We start from the raw sequence: 19,996 nt of genomic DNA, 5'->3' as shown, positions 1-19,996 counted from the left end.
GAACTTCCATTTCTACTAATTCTAATAACTCTTCGTCATCTACCATGTCGCATTTGTTTAAGAATACGATGATGTAAGGTACACCTACTTGGCGACCTAATAAGATGTGCTCACGAGTTTGTGGCATAGGACCATCTGTCGCTGCTACTACTAAGATAGCACCGTCCATTTGCGCCGCACCGGTAATCATGTTTTTAACATAGTCCGCGTGTCCTGGGCAGTCAACGTGTGCGTAGTGGCGAGTTGGAGTATCATATTCAACGTGTGATGTGTTGATGGTGATACCACGCGCTTTTTCTTCTGGCGCGTTATCGATTTGGTCGAATGCACGAGCTGCACCACCGTAGTGTTTTGCCAATACGGTTGTGATTGCTGCTGTTAAAGTTGTTTTACCGTGGTCAACGTGGCCGATTGTACCCACGTTTACGTGCGGTTTTGTACGTTCAAATTTTTCTTTAGACATTTAAAGAGTCCCTCTAAATAGACACGGTTATCGATGGGTAAATTAAACCACATTAACCAATAAAATCATTACTATTTAATAAAGGAAAGAGGAATTTGGAAGGCTGGTGCTGATAGGCGGATTTGAACCGCCGACCTCACCCTTACCAAGGGTGCGCTCTACCAACTGAGCTATATCAGCGTTTGGAGCGGGCAGCGGGAATCGAACCCGCATCATTAGCTTGGAAGGCTAAGGTAATAGCCATTATACGATGCCCGCAGTCCTAAATTCATCTGTCCCATCAGAATTCATTTAGAAAATGGTGGAGGGAGAAGGATTCGAACCTTCGAAGGCTGAGCCAACAGATTTACAGTCTGCCCCCTTTGGCCGCTCGGGAACCCCTCCACGCTAAATGAATACTTGTTTACTAAAGGATGGTGCCGACTACCGGAATCGAACTGGTGACCTACTGATTACAAGTCAGTTGCTCTACCTACTGAGCTAAGTCGGCGTATTGTAAGCAAGTGAGGCGTATTATATGGAAAATTTTATGCCTGACAAGTTTTTTTTATGAAAAATACGTTTTTTTTAACTATTCGCCTAATTTACAAGCAAAAAGTCCACATCTTGCTCTAAATCTCACCAGTTTTAATAAAAAACGATGATCACAACTGATTTATAGGGTATATTTTGTCCAATTTTTTCACTCCGAACATAAAAACACCGTGGAAATCACCGAACAACTAACACCCTTTCTGAACTTTAGCCGTCAGCAATGGGCCGAATTAAGAAAATCTGTTCCGCTAAAATTAACGGAGCAAGATCTCAAACCACTTTTAGGTTTTAATGAAGAGCTTTCTCTCGATGAAGTGAGCACCATTTACCTGCCACTTGCGCGTCTTATTAACTACTACATTGACGAAAACCTTCGCCGACAAACCGTTTTGAATCGTTTTCTTGGCGGACAAAGCCCTAAAGTTCCTTACATCATTAGTATCGCTGGCAGTGTGGCTGTTGGGAAAAGTACATCAGCACGTATTTTACAATCCTTACTATCTAACTGGCCTACCGAACGAAAAGTTGACCTGATTACTACCGACGGTTTCCTGTATCCATTAGAAAAACTAAAAAAAGACGATCTGTTACAAAAAAAAGGCTTTCCTATTTCTTATGATACGGCGAAATTAATTCGTTTTTTAGCCGATATTAAATCGGGTAAGCCATCAGTAAAATCACCTATTTATTCTCATCTGACTTACGATATCGTTCCTGATAAATTTGATATCGTAGATCAACCGGATATTTTAATTTTAGAAGGGTTAAACGTTCTCCAAACAGGTTCAAATAAAGCGAATCAAACCTTCGTATCTGATTTTGTGGACTTTTCCATTTACGTTGATGCTGACGAGAATCTACTCAAAGAATGGTACATCAAGCGATTCTTAAAATTCCGCCAAAGTGCTTTTACCAATCCAGATTCCTATTTTAAACATTATGCGAATCTCTCTGAACAAAAAGCTATTGAAACGGCTGGCAACATTTGGGACAACATTAATGGATTGAATTTAAGACAAAACATTCTGCCGACTCGTGAGCGCGCTAATCTTATTCTTAGAAAAGGTGAAAATCACGAAGTTGAGTTAGTGAAATTAAGAAAATAAAAAAGAGCGGTCAATTTGATCGCTCTTTTTCTCACTGTCTTACGACATTCTACCATTCTCAATGCCAATCACCTGATCACAAATTGCCATTGTGGATTGGCGATGGCTGACGAGAATAATCAATTTTTCAGCTTTCACGTTCAATAATGATTTCAGAATCATCGCTTCGTTTAAGCTATCCAAATTACTGGTCGGTTCATCGAGTAAAATAATCGGTGCATTATGCAAGAATGCTCGGGCAATACCGATACGTTGTTTTTCACCGTCAGAGAGATTGCCGCCCAATTCTGTCATTTTTGTTTGATAACCTTGTGGCAAGCTTAAAATGAAATCATGAATTGACGCTTTCTTCGCTGCTTCCATAATTTCTTCTAACGTTGCATCACGGCGCGCAAGGCGAATATTTTCCTCAATGGTTTCGTTGAAAATATAGGTTTGCTGGGTAATGTACGCCATATTGTCACGCAAACTACGGGTGTTGATGTTCGGTAAGGTTTCGCCGTTAATTTTAATGCTGCCTGATTTTGGATCGTAAAAACGCATCAGCAGTTTTAACAAGGTACTTTTACCGCTGCCACTTCTGCCGTGAATCCCTAAGATTTCACCTTTTTTCACTGATAAACTAACATCTGATAAGATTTGTTCTTCACCATAAGCAAAACTTACGCTCTCAACATCAATGCGGGAAACCTCTTTCAAATCGACCGCACTTTCTACGTCTTTTAATTCAGGCTCTTCTGCTAGCAAGCTCAATACACGCTCACCTGAAGCCAAGGTTTGTAACAAGTTGCTTGAAAGGTTACTTAAGGCGATAACTGGCCCGTAGCTCGACATTAATAAAATCACACCAACTAAAAAGGCTGAGAAATCAATTTTATCTAAACTAAATAAAATTAAACCAGTAAACAACATAATAATGTTGAAAACGGATACTGCCACTTCAGTATAAACACGGACTTTTGCTTCTTGGTCTTTAATGCGTTCAAAGGCGGTATCAATTTTTTGGCTACGTTGTTGGATTTCTGCTAAGCGTTGTTGTGCATAGCCAAAAAGTTGAATTTCTTTCATACCACGCACGCTGTCGAGGAAGAAGTCATTCATTTCACCCACTAATTCACGATAGCGTCTGCCATCTTCACGCGCCAATTTGGTGGTGATAATCGGTAGAATCACGCCTACTGTTAAATACGCCGCCAATGCCACAAGCACAAACCAACCTGAAAGATGCGCAAAAACCAACAATAAAATCGCAGAGGTAAAGAATGCGATCATAATTGGTGCAATGGTGTGCGCATAGAATACTTCGAGCAATTCAATATCATTGGTGACTAGTGACACTAATTGCCCCGCTTGTTTATCTTGCAACTTCACAAAAGCCAAACGGCGTAGAGAAGAAAACACTTTATCACGCAATAATGCCAATAATTTAAAAGCAATATAGTGCCCGGACATTTGCTCTAAATAACGCAATGCGCCACGAGCCACCGCCAATACGATAAGTGCGGTCAAAATTCCAGAGAAAGTTAAATGGGTATCAAAGTTAAGAAGATTCACTAACCCCATCGCACCCAGCACCATAATAAAGATGGCAGCCAGGAAACCGAGCGTACCCATAGTAATGGTAAACGCCATAATGTGCGCCAGTGGGGTCACTAATTTCAACAAATGCCCCATTACAACAAAACCATTTTTACGCATTTGCCACCTCTCTAATTTGTTCTAAATCTTTTTGTTGTTGGAACATTTCAGCATACGCACCTTGTTTTTCCATTAGCTCTTTATGTGTGCCTTGCTCAATCAATTTGCCTTGTTCAAGCACATTAATGCAATCTGCATTCACGGCATTGGCCAAGCGGTGAGAAATCATCACAATGGTTTTTTGTTGTTTAAATTGTTGAATGAACTGCAAAATAATTTCTTCGCTTTCCACATCAATGTTACTGGTTGCTTCATCAAAAATATAAAGCTCGGCATTGTGTAGTAAAGCACGCGCTAAGGCTAAACGTTGAATCTGACCGCCCGATAAATTCGCGCCTCGGCTTAATAGCTGCATATCTAACCCGCCATTTTCGCGTACAAATTGGGCGAGATTCACTTGTTCTAAACACGCATAAATTTGCTCGTCTGTAGCATCAATTTTCGCCATCGTCATATTTTCACGCAGCGAGCCTTTAAACACGTAGCTGCTATGGCTCACCAATGAGACTTTTTGATAGAAAGAAGTGCGGTCTATTTCTGAAGCGTTTTGTCCATTAAACAAAATCTCACCTTGTTGCGCTTTATTAAAGCCCATCAACAACGAAACTAAGGTTGATTTACCACAACCACTTTTACCCACAAACACTGAAAGTTGATTTGGTTGAATCGTTAAAGTTAAACCCTGAATTGCCGGTTTTTCTGCAGAATACGCAAAATGTAGATCTTTAATTTCCACTTGAACGTTATTTTGGGCTTCAAAATCCACCGCACTTTGTTGGGTTTCCACTGGCGTATCAAGTAATGTGAAAATCTTATCTGAAGCCGCTTTACCATTCATCGCCACATGGAAGAATGAACCGAGCAAACGAAGCGGAATAAAAAACTCGGAGGAAAGTAGGATAAATAAAATCACGCCTAAGACGCTGAGTTGTGCATCTTGGAATTGCAATAGTGCGGTTAAAATCCCGATTGCTGCGCCACCGTAAGCAAGTAAATCCATCAGTGATACCGAGTTAAGCTGCATAGTGAGCACTTTCATGGTAATTTTGCGGAAATGTTCTGCTTCTTCATCCATTGCTTTCGCTTTATAAGCATCATCTTGATAGATTTTCAGCGTAATTAAACCTTGTAGGTTATCTAAGAAACTGCTGCCTAATCCCACATAAATGGACCAATATTTTGCCAAGAGTTTTTTCGCAATTTTATTCACTGCAATGATCGACATAGGAATAAGCGGCACGCAAATCAGCAAAATCACGGCTGTTTTAAAGCTGAAAAAGATCAGAAAAGCAAAGAGTGTGAGCGGGGCAAGCAAGCTATAAAAAAGCTGAGGTAAATAACGTCCGAAATAGATTTCAAGTTGTTCCACACCTTCTGAGGCCACTTGGATAATGTTTGACGTAGATTGTTGATTCACTTGGTTAAGTGGCATCGAAGCCAATTTACGATAGATGAGGCTACGTAGCTCATGTTTGACTTTGGTACTGGCAAAATAAGAGGCCTGCACCGATTTTTTACCCGCAAAAGCACGCAATGCCAAAGCAGCAATTAAAACAATGCCCCAAATGACCGCACTTAATGGGCCCAACTCGTTAAAATAAGCCACCTGTAAAATATAAGAAAACACGACGGCACTGATAATCCCGCCAATTAACGCCACCCAATTCCATAACACCGTGATGCCAATCCATTTTTTACTGTCGGCCACCGTGTTAATTAGGCGTTTATCTATCATCATAATGATTGCTCCTAAAAACAAAAAGAAGTACGCACATTACTATGCGTACTTTGCTATAAAAAATTTAATAATTAAAAACGAATTTCAACAGATGCTGAGAAGTTTCGACCAGGTGCGTAGAAACGTTCAAGGCCTTTACCTTCTCTGTCCACTGTATTCGTCGTGCTGTGAGCATTAATCCCGCGTAACGCATCCCAATTGTGATACTTACGATTGAAGATATTATAAATGCCTGCTCTTAATGTAATATTATCTGTTGGATTGTAATAACCAAATGCATCAGCAACAAATGCTGCTTTATTCAAATATTTATAACTAACAATTTCTTGTTTGAAATCAAATTCTTTACAAATATTTGTACCAAACCAATCATCAAATTCTTCACGCACACAATAGCGTTTATTTTCAATTGTTTTAGCATCTCTTGCTTTTTTTGCCCCTAAATAAGTGAAGCGAGTAAAAATTCCCCACTTACCATTTGGATCTTCATAATCCAAACCTAACACAGCTTTTATAGGTTGAACAGATAATAAGCTAGACCCATTAGAAAGTTTACCTTTACTATATCCAAGCGCACCATAGAATTTGAAACCATTTGGAACTGAATTAATAATATTATGAAGATTTAGATGTGTTTTTACTTCTATTCCTGTGACTTTTGCGCGATCAACATTCACCATTTGTTGCTCTAAACTTTGAAATTTTTGACCAAAGCTTAAAGTAGTAATTACACTTTCTTGCTCAAATAAGAAATGACGATAACGAGATTGATATAAATTAATATCAAATACACCCATATTATTTTTAGCTTGAGCAAATAAAGTATGGTTTAAACTACGCTCAGCTTTTAAAGCGGGATTAGCACGCCATGAACCATAAGCATTTTTAAATGTAAAATACATTTCAGAAGCAGTAGGGATTCGATAGCCTGTAGAAAGTTGATAACCTAATTTCCATGTATCTGATACTTGAGCATTAATACCCGCAAATCCACTCCAATTAGCAAAGCTACTTTTAACTGGCTCATCACCTTCAAGGCAAGCTTTTGAGCATCGTGCATTAAACTCTTTTGGTGTTAATTTTGCATAATCATAACGAACACCTATCACAGATGAAAAGATCTCATTCCAACGAATATTATCTTTCAGAGAGATACCATATTGTTTTGTTTTAATCGGACGCTGAATAGTATAGAGATCAGAATATTCATAACTGCGACCAATCCCTGCTCTATCATAATTAATATTTTCAAACTCTCGTTCACTGATAAAGTTTGTTAACGTAAAGGTATGTTCCCCCAACAATTTAAATGGCTGACTTTCTAGTTCTATCGTAGCTCGTTTAAATGTTGTTTTCATTCGACGATCAAAAATTTCACTCAATTCCTTTTCATTGGTCTTCCAATGTCTATCACCTTTGTAATTTACTGCTGCTAGATCAGTTTTTTGATAATCTAAATTAAGTTTTGCAAAAGCTAACCAAGCAGAATCTGGAGCATAAATATAACTTACATTAAAATTATGACGTTTATTTTCATCATTAGCTTCTCGCCAACTTCCACCATATAACGCATAACTTCTTTCATCAGTATAACGTTCTCCTTTCTGCCCAGTAAATCCAAAGGCAATACGATGATGAGCGTTAATCTGATAACCTAATTTAACCAAATAGCTATTAAAACGATGACTTGATGGGTCTGGCATTTGACGAGATGATGAATCCTCAATGCTACCATCACCTCGACTTTTCATCTGATGTCCTGTGCGTTGAGAATAAGCTACAATAGCGTCAAATTTCTCTCCTACATATCCCACGGCGGCAGTTCTTACCCATTCACTATTTTTACTCGCATATCCGCCTCGAATAAGTCCACCAAATTTTTGTCCCTGTTTGACTATATCAGCAGCATCTAATGTTCGATAAGAAACCGTGCCACCTAATGCGCCACTACCTGAATTAAACGCATCTGCACCTCTGACAATATCTATTTCCCGAACCAATTCTGAATCAACAAATAAGCGTGAATTATTGAAATTACCATAGCGCGCATATAAGCTGTTTTCTTCACTATCTGGTAAATTTACTCCATCTACACTAATACCAACTCGGTTTCCTTCCACTCCACGAATAGAAAACCCTTTTAGGAATCGTCCATTATCGCTAATCCCAACATCTGTGGTATAACGCACAAGATCTCGAGTATCTCTCACTAACTCTTTTTGGAGAGTTGATGCAGTTTTATGTTCAACAGCTGACTGCGTTTGTCGCTCTGCACTCAGCTCACCTTCAACATTAATCGTCTCTAATTGTTCTTCTGCAAAAGAAGATAGAGAAATGGATACCGTAGCAATAGGCAAAATTCCATAGGTCACTGCTAAAAATGTATTCTTTTTCATATTGTTATCCTTAAATAGCAAAACAGGTAGAATTATAAAAAAGAATAATAGGAAAAAATAGATAAAATTGAGAATTATTTTTATTTTTGTGATCTAATTCAAAAAAATACCGCACTCAGTTTCCCAAAGTGCGGTCATTTTTAATGATATTTTTGAGTGTTAGACTAAACGTCTAAGTTTGCTCTTAACGCATTCATTTCGATAAATTCACGGCGCGGTTCAACTTCATCTCCCATCAATGTGGTGAAGAGTTGGTCTGCTGCCACAGCATCTTTAATCGATACTTTTAACATACGGCGAGCATTTGGATCCATGGTGGTTTCCCAAAGTTGCTCAGCGTTCATTTCACCTAACCCTTTATAACGTTGGATTTCTAAGCCTCGACGTGATTCTTTCATCAACCATTCAACGGCTTGTTCAAATGACTGAACAGGTTGCGTTTTTTCACCACGAGTAACATAAGCGCCCTCTTCTAGTAAGCCATTCACCTGCTGACCAAATGCGGTAATCTTCGCAAATTCATTGCCCATCACAAAATCAAAGTTGATGAAGTAATCGGTATCAATACCATGTTTACGAACGGTAATGACGGCTTCATATACTTGGCGTTCGCTGTTAAATTGCGTTCTCGCTGAATATAAATGCGCTTCTGTTTCTTTTTCAGTTAAATACGCCACAAAAGAATTCGCCCAATTTTCGACCGCACTTTCATTACGCATTAACTCAACGGTTAATTGTGGTTGATAAACCAAACCTTGTAATAATGGCTCCGGATAGTAACGACTTAAGCGAGTAATTAATTTCTGAACATTGTTATATTCACTCACTAATTTCTCAAACACTAAATCATTCATTGCTGGTGCATTGGCACTGATATGCAACGCGGCACCATCTAACGCAAGCATTAACTCATATTGCACCATTTCGTCATTATCTTTGATATAACGTTCTTGTTTACCTTTTTTCACTTTATAAAGTGGTGGCTGAGCGATATACACATAACCACGCTCAATCAATTCTGGCATTTGACGATAGAAGAAGGTCAACAATAAAGTACGAATGTGTGAACCGTCCACGTCCGCATCGGTCATGATAATGATATGGTGATAACGTAATTTATCCGGATTATATTCATCGCGACCAATACCACAGCCAAGCGCAGTAATTAATGTGCCCACTTCTTGAGAAGAAAGCATTTTATCAAAACGTGCTTTTTCAACGTTAAGAATTTTACCTTTTAATGGCAGAATCGCTTGGGTTTTACGATCACGACCTGATTTTGCAGAGCCACCCGCAGAATCACCCTCCACGAGGTAAAGTTCTGAAAGAGCTGGGTCTTTTTCTTGGCAGTCTGCTAATTTACCCGGAAGGCCAGCAATATCCAATGCCCCTTTACGACGGGTCATTTCGCGGGCTTTACGAGCCGCTTCACGTGCTCGAGCTGCTGTAATAATTTGATTTACAATGATTTTTGCATCGGCTGGATTTTCTAATAAATATTCCTGCATACGCTCATTCATAGCAGATTCAACCGCACTTTTCACTTCAGAAGACACTAATTTGTCTTTTGTTTGTGAAGAGAATTTAGGGTCTGGCACTTTCACCGAAATAATCGCGACCAAACCTTCACGTGCATCGTCACCTGATGTGCTCACTTTCTCTTTTTTCAGTAACCCTTCGCTTTCCATATAGTTATTTAAGCTACGAGTTAATGCACCACGGAAACCGGCTAAGTGAGTACCACCATCTCGTTGTGGAATGTTGTTGGTAAAGCAATAAACGTTTTCATTTACGCCATCATTCCATTGCAATGCAACTTCCACGCCAATACCGTCTTTTTCTGCCGAAAAGTAGAATGGTTTTGGATGAATTGGATTTTTATTTTTATTTAAATATTCAACGAATGCTTGAATACCACCTTCATAATGGAAGTGATCTTCCGTGCCATCACGTTTGTCGATTAAACGAATCGATACGCCAGAGTTTAAGAATGAAAGCTCACGTAAGCGTTTTGCTAAAATTTTATAATCGAAGGTTGTAATTGCAAAGATTTCTGGACTTGGCCAGAAACGCACGGTTGTACCCGTCGCTTGAGTTTCACCAATAACGGTTAAAGGCCCTTGAGGCTCACCTAAGTGATAGAATTGCTCGTGCACATGGCCTTGACGACGAATAGTTAATTGCAATTTATCAGAAAGTGCATTTACTACCGAAACACCCACGCCGTGTAAACCACCTGATACTTTATAAGAGTTATCATCGAATTTACCGCCCGCATGAAGTACTGTCATGATTACTTCTGCTGCAGAAACACCTTCTTCTGGGTGGATATCTACCGGAATACCGCGGCCGTCATCTTGCACGGAAACAGAGTTGTCATCATGAATAGTGACGATAATATCGGAACAATAGCCGGCAAGCGCTTCATCAATCGCATTATCCACCACCTCAAACACCATATGGTGTAGGCCTGTTCCATCATCGGTATCCCCAATATACATGCCCGGACGTTTCCGAACCGCATCAAGCCCTTTTAAGACTTTAATACTTGATGCACCATAAGCATTTTCTGTAACCGGTGTTTCTGACATAGTTTTTCTCTATTTTGTAATGAAAATTGTGTGGAATTATAGCAAAAAACTGACTATTTTGCGAAATAAAAGTGCGGTCAAAGTGTGTGTTATTTTTTTTATTTGACATCTCGATTTTTCTCCTTATATTACCTACCTCATTTTTTGTATAGAAATGAGTTTTGTTGTATTAAAAATTAAAGGATCATCAAATGATTTCATTCCTAAAATCTAATCCAGGCACACCTATTCCTGATGCAGAAATTAGAGAACGCTATAATCGCTTAAGATGGCATGCATTATTTGGCATTTTTATCGGTTACGCAGCGTTCTACATTTTACGTAATAACTTCCTCCTTTCGTCTCCAGAATTAATTAGCGAGTTTGGTTTCACCAAAAAAGATATCGGTTTTATTTCTGGTACCATGTTAATTGTTTATGGTTTAAGTAAAGGTTTCATGTCTGCAATCGCAGATAAATCAAATCCGAAACACTTTATGATTTTCGGCTTAATGATGTCGGCCGCGGTAAACTTGATGATGGGCTTTAGCGCATCATTCTGGGCATTCTTATTCCTTTGTGTGCTTAATGGTATCTTCCAAGGGATGGGAGCGGGTCCAGCTTACATCGTACTTGCAAGCTGGTTCCCACGTAAATCTCGTGGTGTAACAACCGCTATCTTCAATATCTCTCACAACGTAGGTGGTGGTTTAGTTGCACCAATTGCGGGCGCTAGTATCGCTTGGTTAGGTCAAGAGCATTGGCAAGCTGCACACTTTGTTGTACCTGTAGCAATTGCTACTATTGTTGCGATTATTTTCTACATCTTCGGTGCGGGTCGTACTTACAATGAAGGCTTACCACCCGTTGGAAAAATTCTTGAAAGTGAGAATGAAGAATTAGTTGTCACAAAAGAAGAAAATGTAAATTTAACCACATGGGAAATCTTCCGTGATTACATTATGAAAGACATTAATGTGTGGTTTGTTTCTTTTATCGACGTATTCACTTATATGATCCGTTTTGGTGTATTAACCTGGTTACCACTTTATTTGTTAGAAACTAAAGGTTTCACTAAAGCTCAAATGGGTACGGCCTTTGCTATCTTTGAATGGGCAGCAATTCCTTCTACACTATTAGCCGGTTGGTTAACTGATACTTATTTCAAAGGTCGCCGCATGCCACTTGCTATCATCACCTTATTCGGTGTGGGCGCAGCAATGTTCATTTACTGGGGCGGTAGTGACTTATTAACCGTAACCATTGGTGCAGGTATTATTGGATGCTTAATTTATGTGCCAATGTTCTTATCTTCACTTCAAACTATTGAACTCGTACCTTCTTTCGCGGCAGGTTCTGCAACTGGCTTACGTGGTTTATTAAGTTATATCTTAGGTAGTTTCTCTGGTACTGCATTATTTGGTATTTTGGCTGATAAATTCGGCTGGGATGCGGGCTTCTACCTCTTATTATTCGCTGTAGCAGGCTGTATTTTCTGTTGCTATATGACACATTTAGGTGTATTACGCTTAGAACGTAAAAAATCACAAACAGCTAATAACTAATCTATCCAAATGGGCAAAATAGAATAATCTTTGTTGCCCATTTTTCTCACTTCAACAAGATTAATTTTGGTCAATGTTTAAAAAGATTTTTAATCCAAAGTTTGAATATAAACGATAAAGCATATCTTCACACTTGGTTATTTCTCTTTTAGGGTAACAAAAGCATTTCTTTTAATTGAAAAATATAACGTGCAATAACATATGCTTCAAGTGAAGAAAGCCACAATAAATAACAATCATTCTCAATAATCAAAATAAAAACAATCACTTACCCTCTTATTTTGTAAGGAAAATAAGGGTGTTTTTGATTCTGATCAAATAAAGTTCATCCATCAAGGCATATCATAGCTAGATTAACCATACAAGTAACGTGCCAATTGGAGTGATTATATGCAACGAAGTGATGGATTATTTTCTGCTTTAGCAGAAGTTTCCCGTCGGGATTTTATGAAGTTATGTACCGCACTTGCGGCGACTATGGGGTTAAGTTCAAAAGCGGGTGCCGAAATGACCGCTGCTTTAACCGAACCTAAACGTCCACCAGTATTATGGATTGGTGCGCAAGAATGTACGGGTTGTACTGAATCCTTACTACGTGCGACCCACCCAACAGTAGAAAACTTGGTATTGGAAATGATTTCCTTAGAATACCACGAAACCCTTTCTGCAGCCTTCGGGGAACAAGCTGAAGATAATAAACACAATGCAATTAAACAATATTATGGAAAATATGTTTTAGTCGTAGATGGATCTATTCCGGTAAAAGACGGCGGCGTCTATTGTATGGTAGCAGGTAAACCGATTGTAGAGCACATCCAAGAAGCAGCTAAAGGTGCTGCAGCGATTATTGCAATCGGTTCTTGTGCAGCATGGGGCGGCGTACCTTCTAGCGGTGGCAACCCAACTGGTGCAAGCAGCTTGTCTGAAGTATTACCAAAAGGTACCCCAGTGATTAATATTCCAGGTTGTCCACCAAATCCACACAACTTCCTTGCAACTGTCGCTTATATTCTTACTTATAAGAAACTACCGGCAATGGACAAATTAAATCGTCCATTATTCGCCTACGATCGCTTAATTCACGAAAACTGCTATCGTCGTCCGCACTTTGATGCTGGTCGCTTCGCTAAAGAATACGGTGATTATGGTCACCGCAACGGTTGGTGTTTGTATCATCTTGGTTGTAAAGGACCTGAAACTTACGGCAACTGCTCTACTTTAGAATTCTGTGATGTCGGCGGTAATAACTGGCCGGTCGGTATCGGACATCCTTGCTATGGTTGTAATGAAAAAGGCGTCGGCTTTACCAAAGGTATTTTCCAATTAGCAGGTGTCGAAAACCCAACACCACGCGTTGAAAAACCAGATGTCAACAACACTGAAGGTTCAGGTGCAACCATGACGGCTATTGGTTTATTAGGCGGTGCAGCTGCAATCTTAGCTGGTGTGAGTGTTGTAACCTTACGCGAATTAAGCGCTCAACATAAAGCCCGTTCTGAAGCTAAAGCCGCAGAAAAAGAACAACATACAGGTAAATAACAATGGATAGACGAAAATTTCTAAAAGCGGGTATGCTTGGCGGAATCGCATCTACTTTGCCTGTGCCAAATGTACAGGCATCAGAAGCGGTTGAGCCTATTCCCGGCGCACTAGGAATGCTTTACGACTCTACCCTTTGTGTAGGTTGTCAAGCATGCGTGGCTGAATGTCAAAACGTAAACCATACACCAGTAAATCCGAAAGGTGATCAAACTTGGTCAAATAACGATAAACTCACTCCATTTACTCGTAACATTATTCAAGTATGGAGTGATGGCGACGGCACAAATAAAGACAAAACAGAAAACGGCTATGCTTATGTGAAAAAACAATGTATGCATTGCGTTGATCCTAACTGCGTTGCCGTTTGCCCTGTTCAAGCACTTACCAAAGATCCCAAAACCGGTATCGTAAAATACGATCCGGATATTTGTACCGGTTGCCGTTATTGTATGGTGGGTTGTCCATTTGATGTACCAAAATACGACTACGACAATCCATTCGGTGAAATCAGCAAATGTGAACTCTGTAACCAAAAAGGCGTTGAACGCTTAGATAAAGGTGAATTACCTGGTTGCTGTCATGTTTGTCCGACTGGTGCCATTATTTTTGGTACACGTGAAGAATTATTGGCGGAAGCAAAACGTCGTTTAAGCTTATTACGTGGTACTGAATATGATTACCCACGTCAACACGTCAATAGCACAGATAAATACCGTGCAACCGTGCCGGCATATCAATATCATATCTACGGTGAAAAAGAAGGTGGTGGTACACAGGTGCTCGCCTTAAGTGGTGTACCTTTTGCTAACCTTGGTTTACCAGACTTAGATGAAGTCGCGACAGGTTCTCGTGCGGCGCATTTACAACACTTCTTGTATCGCGGTTTAGCATTGCCATTAGTCGCACTTGCCGGTTTAACCTTTATGACTTACAAAAATATGCATGGCGATAAAATCGCTGAGCGTATTGCAGCACAAAAAGAAGCCATGCGTCAGGCACGCAAGGAAATCGAAGAAGCGGAGGATGAGCATCATGAGTAATCCACGTCCGGTAGGCGGTCGCCTTGTTTCTGCCGCAATTCTCTTTTTTGCACCACTTGCTGTGCTTTGCGTTTTATTAATTTTAAAACGTTTGGTTTTCGGTATTGGTTCTGTGACCGCACTTAATGGCGGTTATCCTTGGGGTTTATGGATTGCCTTTGACTTACTTGTCGGTACAGGATTTGCCTGTGGCGGTTGGGCCCTCGCTTGGACCGTGTATATTTTCAATAAAGGGAAATATCACGCTCTTGTTCGCCCAGCATTGCTTGCAAGTTTATTCGGCTATTCCCTTGGTGGTTTATCTATCACCATTGATATGGGACGTTATTGGCATTTACCGTATTTCTACATTCCAGGCCAGTTCAACACGAATTCCGTTCTATTTGAAACGGCATTTTGTATGACAGTGTATATCATCGTGGTGACCCTAGAATTTGCCCCTGTATGGCTTGGTTTCTTCGGCTTGAAAAAATGGTTTAATAAACTGAATAAAATCATGTTTTTCATTATCGCCTTAGGTGCCTTGTTACCAATGATGCACCAATCTTCAATGGGTTCCTTGATGATTGTAGCTGGTCACAAAGTCCATCCGGTATGGCAAAGCTATGAAGCGCTACCAATTCTCTCCTTGCTGACTGCTTTCATTATGGGCTTCTCTATTGTGATTTTTGAAGGTTCTTTAGTTAAAGCGGGTCTTGCAGGAAAAACACCAGATGAACGTCATTTATTTACTCAATTGGCTCGCGTTACCGCAGGATTAATTTTCTGTTTCTTAGCGGTGCGTTTTGGTGAGTTGATTTATCACGACAAACTGCAAATGGTTGTAGGTTTCGATAAATTAACTAAATTTGAAGCATGGATGTTCTGGATGGAAGTCTGGTTGATGGTATTACCATTACTAACACTCTTCCTTGGGGAGAAAAAATCAGATTCCCGTTGGTTATTTATTTCGGCATTAAGCATGTTACTCGGTGCAGCATTATGGCGTATGAACTACTCGCTTATCATGTATAATCCTGGCAACGGCTATCAATATTTCCCATCTGCGGAAGAATTGCTTATTTCAATCGGTTTCGTTTCGATTGAAGTATGTGCCTATATTTTAATCATTCGTTTATTCCCTGTATTACCGGTATTTAAAGAAAAACATACTGAAGACTCAGAAAAAATTATTGCCGAAAAAGCGGCATTCAGCAAAAAAGTTAGCGGAGCAGAATAATGTCAGAAAAAAAACGTATCTCAATTGACCCAATTACCCGTATTGAGGGGCATTTACGTATTGATTGCGAAATTGAAAACGGTGTTGTCACCAATGCTTGGTCATCAGGTACCATGTGGCGCGGTATGGAAAATATCGTAAAAGGTGCCGACCCACGTGATGCATGGATGATTATGCAACGTATCTGTGGCGTATGTACTACAGTTCACGCGATTATCAGCGTACGAGCCGTAGAAGATGCTATCGGTGCTAAAGTCCCCGTCAATGCACAGTACATTCGTAACATGATTCTTGCTGCACACAGCATTCACGACCATATCGTGCATTTCTATCAACTCTCTGCGATGGACTGGGTGGATATCACCGCTGCGCTAAAAGCTGATCCTGAAAAAGCGGCAGATATGCTAAAAGGTGTCTCTACATGGTCATTAAACAGTGCTAACGAATTCCGCAACGTACAGAAAAAAATCCAAGCATTAGTGGATAGCGGACAACTTGGTATTTTCGCTAACGGTTACTTCGGTCATGCTGCAATGAAACTTCCACCAGAAGTCAACCTCATTGCCGTCGCACACTATTTGCAAGCTCTTGAATGTCAACGTGATGCTAACCGCGTAGTGGCATTACTCGGTAGTAAAACACCACATATTCAAAACTTGGCGATTGGTGGCGTAGCAAACCCAATTAACTTAGATTCCCAAGCGGTACTAAACCAAGAACGTCTCATGTTCGTGAAAGCTTGTATCGATCGCTTAACTGACTTCATTAACCAAGTGTATAAAGTAGATGCGGCAGTATTTGCGGCCTACTATCCTGAATGGTTAAGTCTTGGTAAAACATCAGGTAACTACTTATCTGTGCCAGAATACCCAATTGATGCAGATAACTCTAAATTCATGTTGAAAGGTGGTTATATCGAAAACGGCGATTTATCCACTTTCCGTGCAATCGACCAACAAAAAGATGAGTTCGTTGTAAAAGGTATTAAAGAAAGTGGTAAACACGCTTGGTACGAAGATGATGAGCCATTAGAACCTTGGGCTGGCTTAACTCGTCCGAAATATACCGGCTGGCAAGATGACGGTAAATACTCTTGGGTAAAAGCACCAACCTTCTACGGTAAAGTTGTCGAAGTAGGCCCTCTCGCCTATTTAATGTGTGGTTTGGCTTCGAATGACACACCAACTGTCAACCACTTCAATGAATTAAAAGGCATTTATGAAAAATTGACCGGTAATACTTTAACCACCGATCAATTACATTCTACCCTTGGACGTATTATCGGTCGTACCGTGCATTGCTGTGCGATCAACGACATTTTAAGCGCTCAATGGCAAATGCTCATTGATAATATCGCTAAAGGTGATATGACAGCTTATATCAAAACAGATATTCCAGCAAACGGTGAATTCCGTGGTGTTGGTTTCGGTGAAGTACCACGTGGTATGCTTTCTCACTGGGTTGTGATCAAAGACGGTCGCATCGAAAACTATCAAGCGGTTGTACCATCCACATGGAATGCCGGTCCGCGTAATGAACAAGACCAAATGGGTCCTTATGAGCTTTCCATTATTGGTACACCGGTGGCAGATCCGACTAAACCATTGGAAGTGGTTCGAACCATTCACTCATTCGACCCTTGTATGTCCTGCGCCGTACATGTAGTTAATACCGAAAACGGTGAAGTAACTGAAGTGAAGGTGTTGTAATGAAGCCGTTAATTCTTGGTGTCGGCAATATTTTGTTAAGTGATGAAGGTGTCGGTGTGCGCGTGGTGCAGGAGCTTGAAAAACGTCCTGAAATTCAACCGCACTTTGACATCATCGATGGTGGTACTTGTGGCATGGAATTACTGGATGCGATGGCAAATCGCGAGCATTTGATTATTGTCGATGCTGTGCTTGCTAGTAAACAGCCTGGTGAGATTGTCGTGTTACATGACGAGCAAGTGCCCACCTTTTTCTCTCGCAAAATTTCACCACACCAACTCGGCATTTGTGATGTACTTTCTGCAATGAAATTAACGGACGAATTCCCAAAACACCTTTGTCTCATCGGCATCCAACCAGAATCGCTAGAATCTGGAATTGGTTTGACAGAAACAATACAAAACGTGTTGCCAAAGGTTTTTGAAACGTTAAATCAAGTCATTAAGGAATACGGCTTAAATCTAGACTCCCCTCTTTAGAAAAGAGGGGAACTTTCTTTAAGATTTCACCTGCTATGCTTTAATCTTATTAATATTGAAAAATAAACCATGTATCGACACGAAAAAACACCACAAAATTCGACCGCACTTTTAACCTCTGTCACTGGCTTTGAAGAAAACCCAACAGATATTTTCCTGACTGAAATGAAAAACATTGTGCCCGAAATGCAAGATCTTCCTTTTTATCACAAAGGCATCGAGTGTTTCTGCCCTAAATTTGTTTTATTTGAAGATCAATGGATCGGCACAGTATTAACCCCATGGATGATGAGCGTAGTGATTCTACCGGGTCCTCAACAACAATGGGAACCACGTGAATTAGGTGATAAACTCACTGTACAACTGCCTTACAAAGCACTTACTTTCACTGTTAGTAGTCTTGAAAATGTACCGCAATATTTAAGTTGTTCCTTACATTCACCGCTCGACCCGAATCTGACTAATGAACAAGCGGTTCAACTCACACAGGATTGTTTGCGTATGGTTTTATCCATCCCAACCGCACAGCCGACATTTAATGCTGATCGTCGTAATCTATTTAAGGCTATGATCAAATAAATGTAAGCTACAACTAACTAATAAAAATGGGCAAAGTAAAATAACTTACTTTGCCCATTTTGCTTTGCATCCCGCACAAAGTGCGGTCAATTTTTGCTTAATTTTTCACATTAATACAACACACGTGCTTTAATTGTGCCTTCAATCTCACGGAGTTTGGCTAACAATGGTGATGCATCATCTGTTTCAACATCTACCACAACATAACCAATTTTCGGATCGGTTTGCAGATATTGCGCTGCAATATTGAGATTGGCTTCGACAAAAATTTGGTTCAGTTTGTTTAATACACCAGGACGGTTTTCGTGAATATGGAGTAAACGTTTTGTGCCAACGTGTTCTGGTAAAGATACTTCTGGAAAATTCACGGAAGAAAGGGTTGAGCCATTATCAGAATATTTCACAAATTTACCCGCCACTTCAAAACCAATGTTTTCTTGCGCTTCCGCGGTTGAACCACCGATATGCGGGGTTAATATCACATTATCAAATTTACGTAATGGTGAAACAAACTCTTCATTGATTGAAGCAGGTTCAACAGGGAATACGTCAACTGCTGCCCCACGAACCTTACCTTGCTCAAGCGCTGCTGCTAAAGCATCAATATCTACTACCGTACCACGTGCCGCATTGATCAAAATAGAATCTTGTTTTAACTGTGCAATACGTTCAGCACTCATTAAATTACGGGTTGAAGGTAAATCAGGTACATGAAGTGAGATCACATCACAAGACCCCAATAACTCTTCAAGTGTGTGCAATTGTTTTGCATTACCCAATGGCAATTTATTTTCGATATCGTAGAAATACACGTCCATCCCTAAAGATTCCGCAATAATACTTAATTGCGAACCGATATGGCCGTAACCCACGATACCTAATTTTTTACCACGTACTTCATGAGAGCCCACTGCCGATTTATTCCATAAACCACGATGCACATCTGCATTCGCTTGAGGAATATTGCGCATTAAGAGCAAAATCTCACCTAACACTAATTCAGCCACAGAGCGTGTATTAGAGAACGGTGCATTAAATACCGGAATCCCACGCATTTTTGCTGCATTAAGATCCACTTGATTGGTTCCGATACAAAAACAGCCAATAGCAATAAGCTTCGGCGCAGCTTCAATCATTTCTGCAGTTAATTGGGTACGTGAACGTAAGCCAATAAAATGCGCATCTTTAATCGCTTCTTTTAGCTCATCACCATCTAAGGCTTTTTTGTAAAAGTCGATGTTGGTGTAGCCAGCCGCATGTAAGGTATCTAATGCACTTTGGTGCACGCCCTCTAATAGCACAAATTTAATTTTTGATTTGTCGAGTGAGACTTTGTTTGTCATGTTTGCTTCCTTATT

At 40.1% G+C, this 19,996-nt stretch carries 14 protein-coding genes and 4 tRNA genes; 8 read left to right on the top strand and 10 right to left on the bottom strand.

Annotated elements, in window-relative coordinates; genetic code table 11:
* The 5 genes from DPV97_RS07595 to DPV97_RS07575 all read right to left on the bottom strand — a co-directional run.
* A partial coding sequence (locus DPV97_RS07595) for a GTP-binding protein (protein WP_111382931.1) occupies positions 1–463 on the bottom strand: 463 nt, incomplete at its 3' end.
* A 104-nt stretch (positions 464–567) separates the two neighbouring features.
* Positions 568–643: transfer RNA gene (locus tag DPV97_RS07590), tRNA-Thr, on the bottom strand.
* A 3-nt stretch (positions 644–646) separates the two neighbouring features.
* Positions 647–721 (bottom strand) — tRNA-Gly (locus tag DPV97_RS07585).
* 41 nt (positions 722–762) lie between these two features.
* Positions 763–847 (bottom strand) — tRNA-Tyr (locus tag DPV97_RS07580).
* 30 nt (positions 848–877) lie between these two features.
* A tRNA-Thr gene (locus tag DPV97_RS07575) sits at positions 878–953 on the bottom strand.
* Between the two features lie 214 nt (positions 954–1,167).
* Here DPV97_RS07575 and coaA point away from each other — a divergent pair.
* Positions 1,168–2,103 carry a type I pantothenate kinase gene (gene coaA / locus DPV97_RS07570; protein ID WP_070713196.1) on the top strand — a complete coding sequence of 312 codons (936 nt, stop codon included), beginning with the start codon at positions 1,168–1,170 and terminating at the stop codon, positions 2,101–2,103.
* Positions 2,104–2,142: 39 nt separating this feature from the next.
* On the opposite strand, the gene cydC is transcribed toward coaA, so the two are convergent.
* From cydC to gyrB, 4 genes are all read right to left on the bottom strand, one after another.
* Positions 2,143–3,801 (bottom strand): thiol reductant ABC exporter subunit CydC, encoded by a 1,659-nt coding sequence (gene cydC, locus DPV97_RS07565; protein ID WP_049364305.1) that lies wholly within the window; start codon positions 3,799–3,801, stop codon positions 2,143–2,145.
* Positions 3,794–5,539 (bottom strand): ABC transporter ATP-binding protein/permease, encoded by a 1,746-nt coding sequence (locus DPV97_RS07560; RefSeq protein WP_070713200.1) that lies wholly within the window; start codon positions 5,537–5,539, stop codon positions 3,794–3,796. The genes cydC and DPV97_RS07560 overlap by 8 nt, the downstream gene beginning before the upstream one ends.
* Positions 5,540–5,610: 71 nt before the next feature.
* Complete coding sequence (locus DPV97_RS07555) at positions 5,611–7,935, bottom strand: TonB-dependent hemoglobin/transferrin/lactoferrin family receptor (protein ID WP_070713202.1); 2,325 nt, start codon at positions 7,933–7,935, stop codon at positions 5,611–5,613.
* 164 nt (positions 7,936–8,099) lie between these two features.
* Positions 8,100–10,526, bottom strand: coding sequence for a DNA topoisomerase (ATP-hydrolyzing) subunit B (gene gyrB, locus DPV97_RS07550; RefSeq protein WP_005697983.1), 2,427 nt, complete (start codon positions 10,524–10,526; stop codon positions 8,100–8,102).
* A 191-nt stretch (positions 10,527–10,717) separates the two neighbouring features.
* Between gyrB and DPV97_RS07545 the strand changes: the two genes are divergently transcribed.
* The 7 genes from DPV97_RS07545 to hybE all read left to right on the top strand — a co-directional run bounded on the left by DPV97_RS07545 (position 10,718) and on the right by hybE (position 18,638).
* A complete protein-coding gene (locus DPV97_RS07545; protein WP_005697989.1) occupies positions 10,718–12,070 on the top strand; it encodes an MFS transporter in 1,353 nt (450 codons plus the stop codon).
* Positions 12,071–12,460: 390 nt separating this feature from the next.
* A complete protein-coding gene (hybO, locus tag DPV97_RS07540) occupies positions 12,461–13,609 on the top strand; it encodes a hydrogenase 2 small subunit (RefSeq protein ID WP_005697985.1) in 1,149 nt (382 codons plus the stop codon).
* A 2-nt stretch (positions 13,610–13,611) separates the two neighbouring features.
* A complete protein-coding gene (hybA, locus tag DPV97_RS07535; protein ID WP_070713205.1) occupies positions 13,612–14,652 on the top strand; it encodes a hydrogenase 2 operon protein HybA in 1,041 nt (346 codons plus the stop codon).
* The gene (gene hybB / locus DPV97_RS07530; protein WP_005695037.1) at positions 14,645–15,871 is read left to right on the top strand and encodes a Ni/Fe-hydrogenase cytochrome b subunit; all 1,227 of its coding nucleotides are present in this window, start codon (positions 14,645–14,647) and stop codon (positions 15,869–15,871) included. Before hybA ends, hybB begins: the two co-directional genes overlap by 8 nt.
* Positions 15,871–17,580, top strand: a complete 1,710-nt coding sequence (gene hybC, locus DPV97_RS07525; protein ID WP_070713207.1) for a hydrogenase 2 large subunit — start codon at positions 15,871–15,873, stop codon at positions 17,578–17,580. The genes hybB and hybC overlap by 1 nt, the downstream gene beginning before the upstream one ends.
* Positions 17,580–18,059: a HyaD/HybD family hydrogenase maturation endopeptidase gene (locus DPV97_RS07520; RefSeq protein ID WP_070713209.1), complete on the top strand. Its 480-nt coding sequence runs from the start codon at positions 17,580–17,582 to the stop codon at positions 18,057–18,059. Before hybC ends, DPV97_RS07520 begins: the two co-directional genes overlap by 1 nt.
* Positions 18,060–18,128: 69 nt before the next feature.
* On the top strand, positions 18,129–18,638 hold the full coding sequence (hybE, locus tag DPV97_RS07515) for a hydrogenase-2 assembly chaperone (protein WP_070713211.1): 510 nt from the start codon (positions 18,129–18,131) through the stop codon (positions 18,636–18,638).
* A 110-nt stretch (positions 18,639–18,748) separates the two neighbouring features.
* On the opposite strand, the gene serA is transcribed toward hybE, so the two are convergent.
* Complete coding sequence (gene serA, locus DPV97_RS07510) at positions 18,749–19,981, bottom strand: phosphoglycerate dehydrogenase (RefSeq protein WP_070713214.1); 1,233 nt, start codon at positions 19,979–19,981, stop codon at positions 18,749–18,751.
* Positions 19,982–19,996: the final 15 nt, after the last annotated feature.

Source organism: Haemophilus parainfluenzae, from assembly GCF_003253005.1.
Lineage (GTDB): Bacteria > Pseudomonadota > Gammaproteobacteria > Enterobacterales > Pasteurellaceae > Haemophilus_D > Haemophilus_D parainfluenzae_M.
Note: the sequence above shows the minus strand (reverse complement) of the source record. Positions and strands in the feature narration are given on the sequence as shown.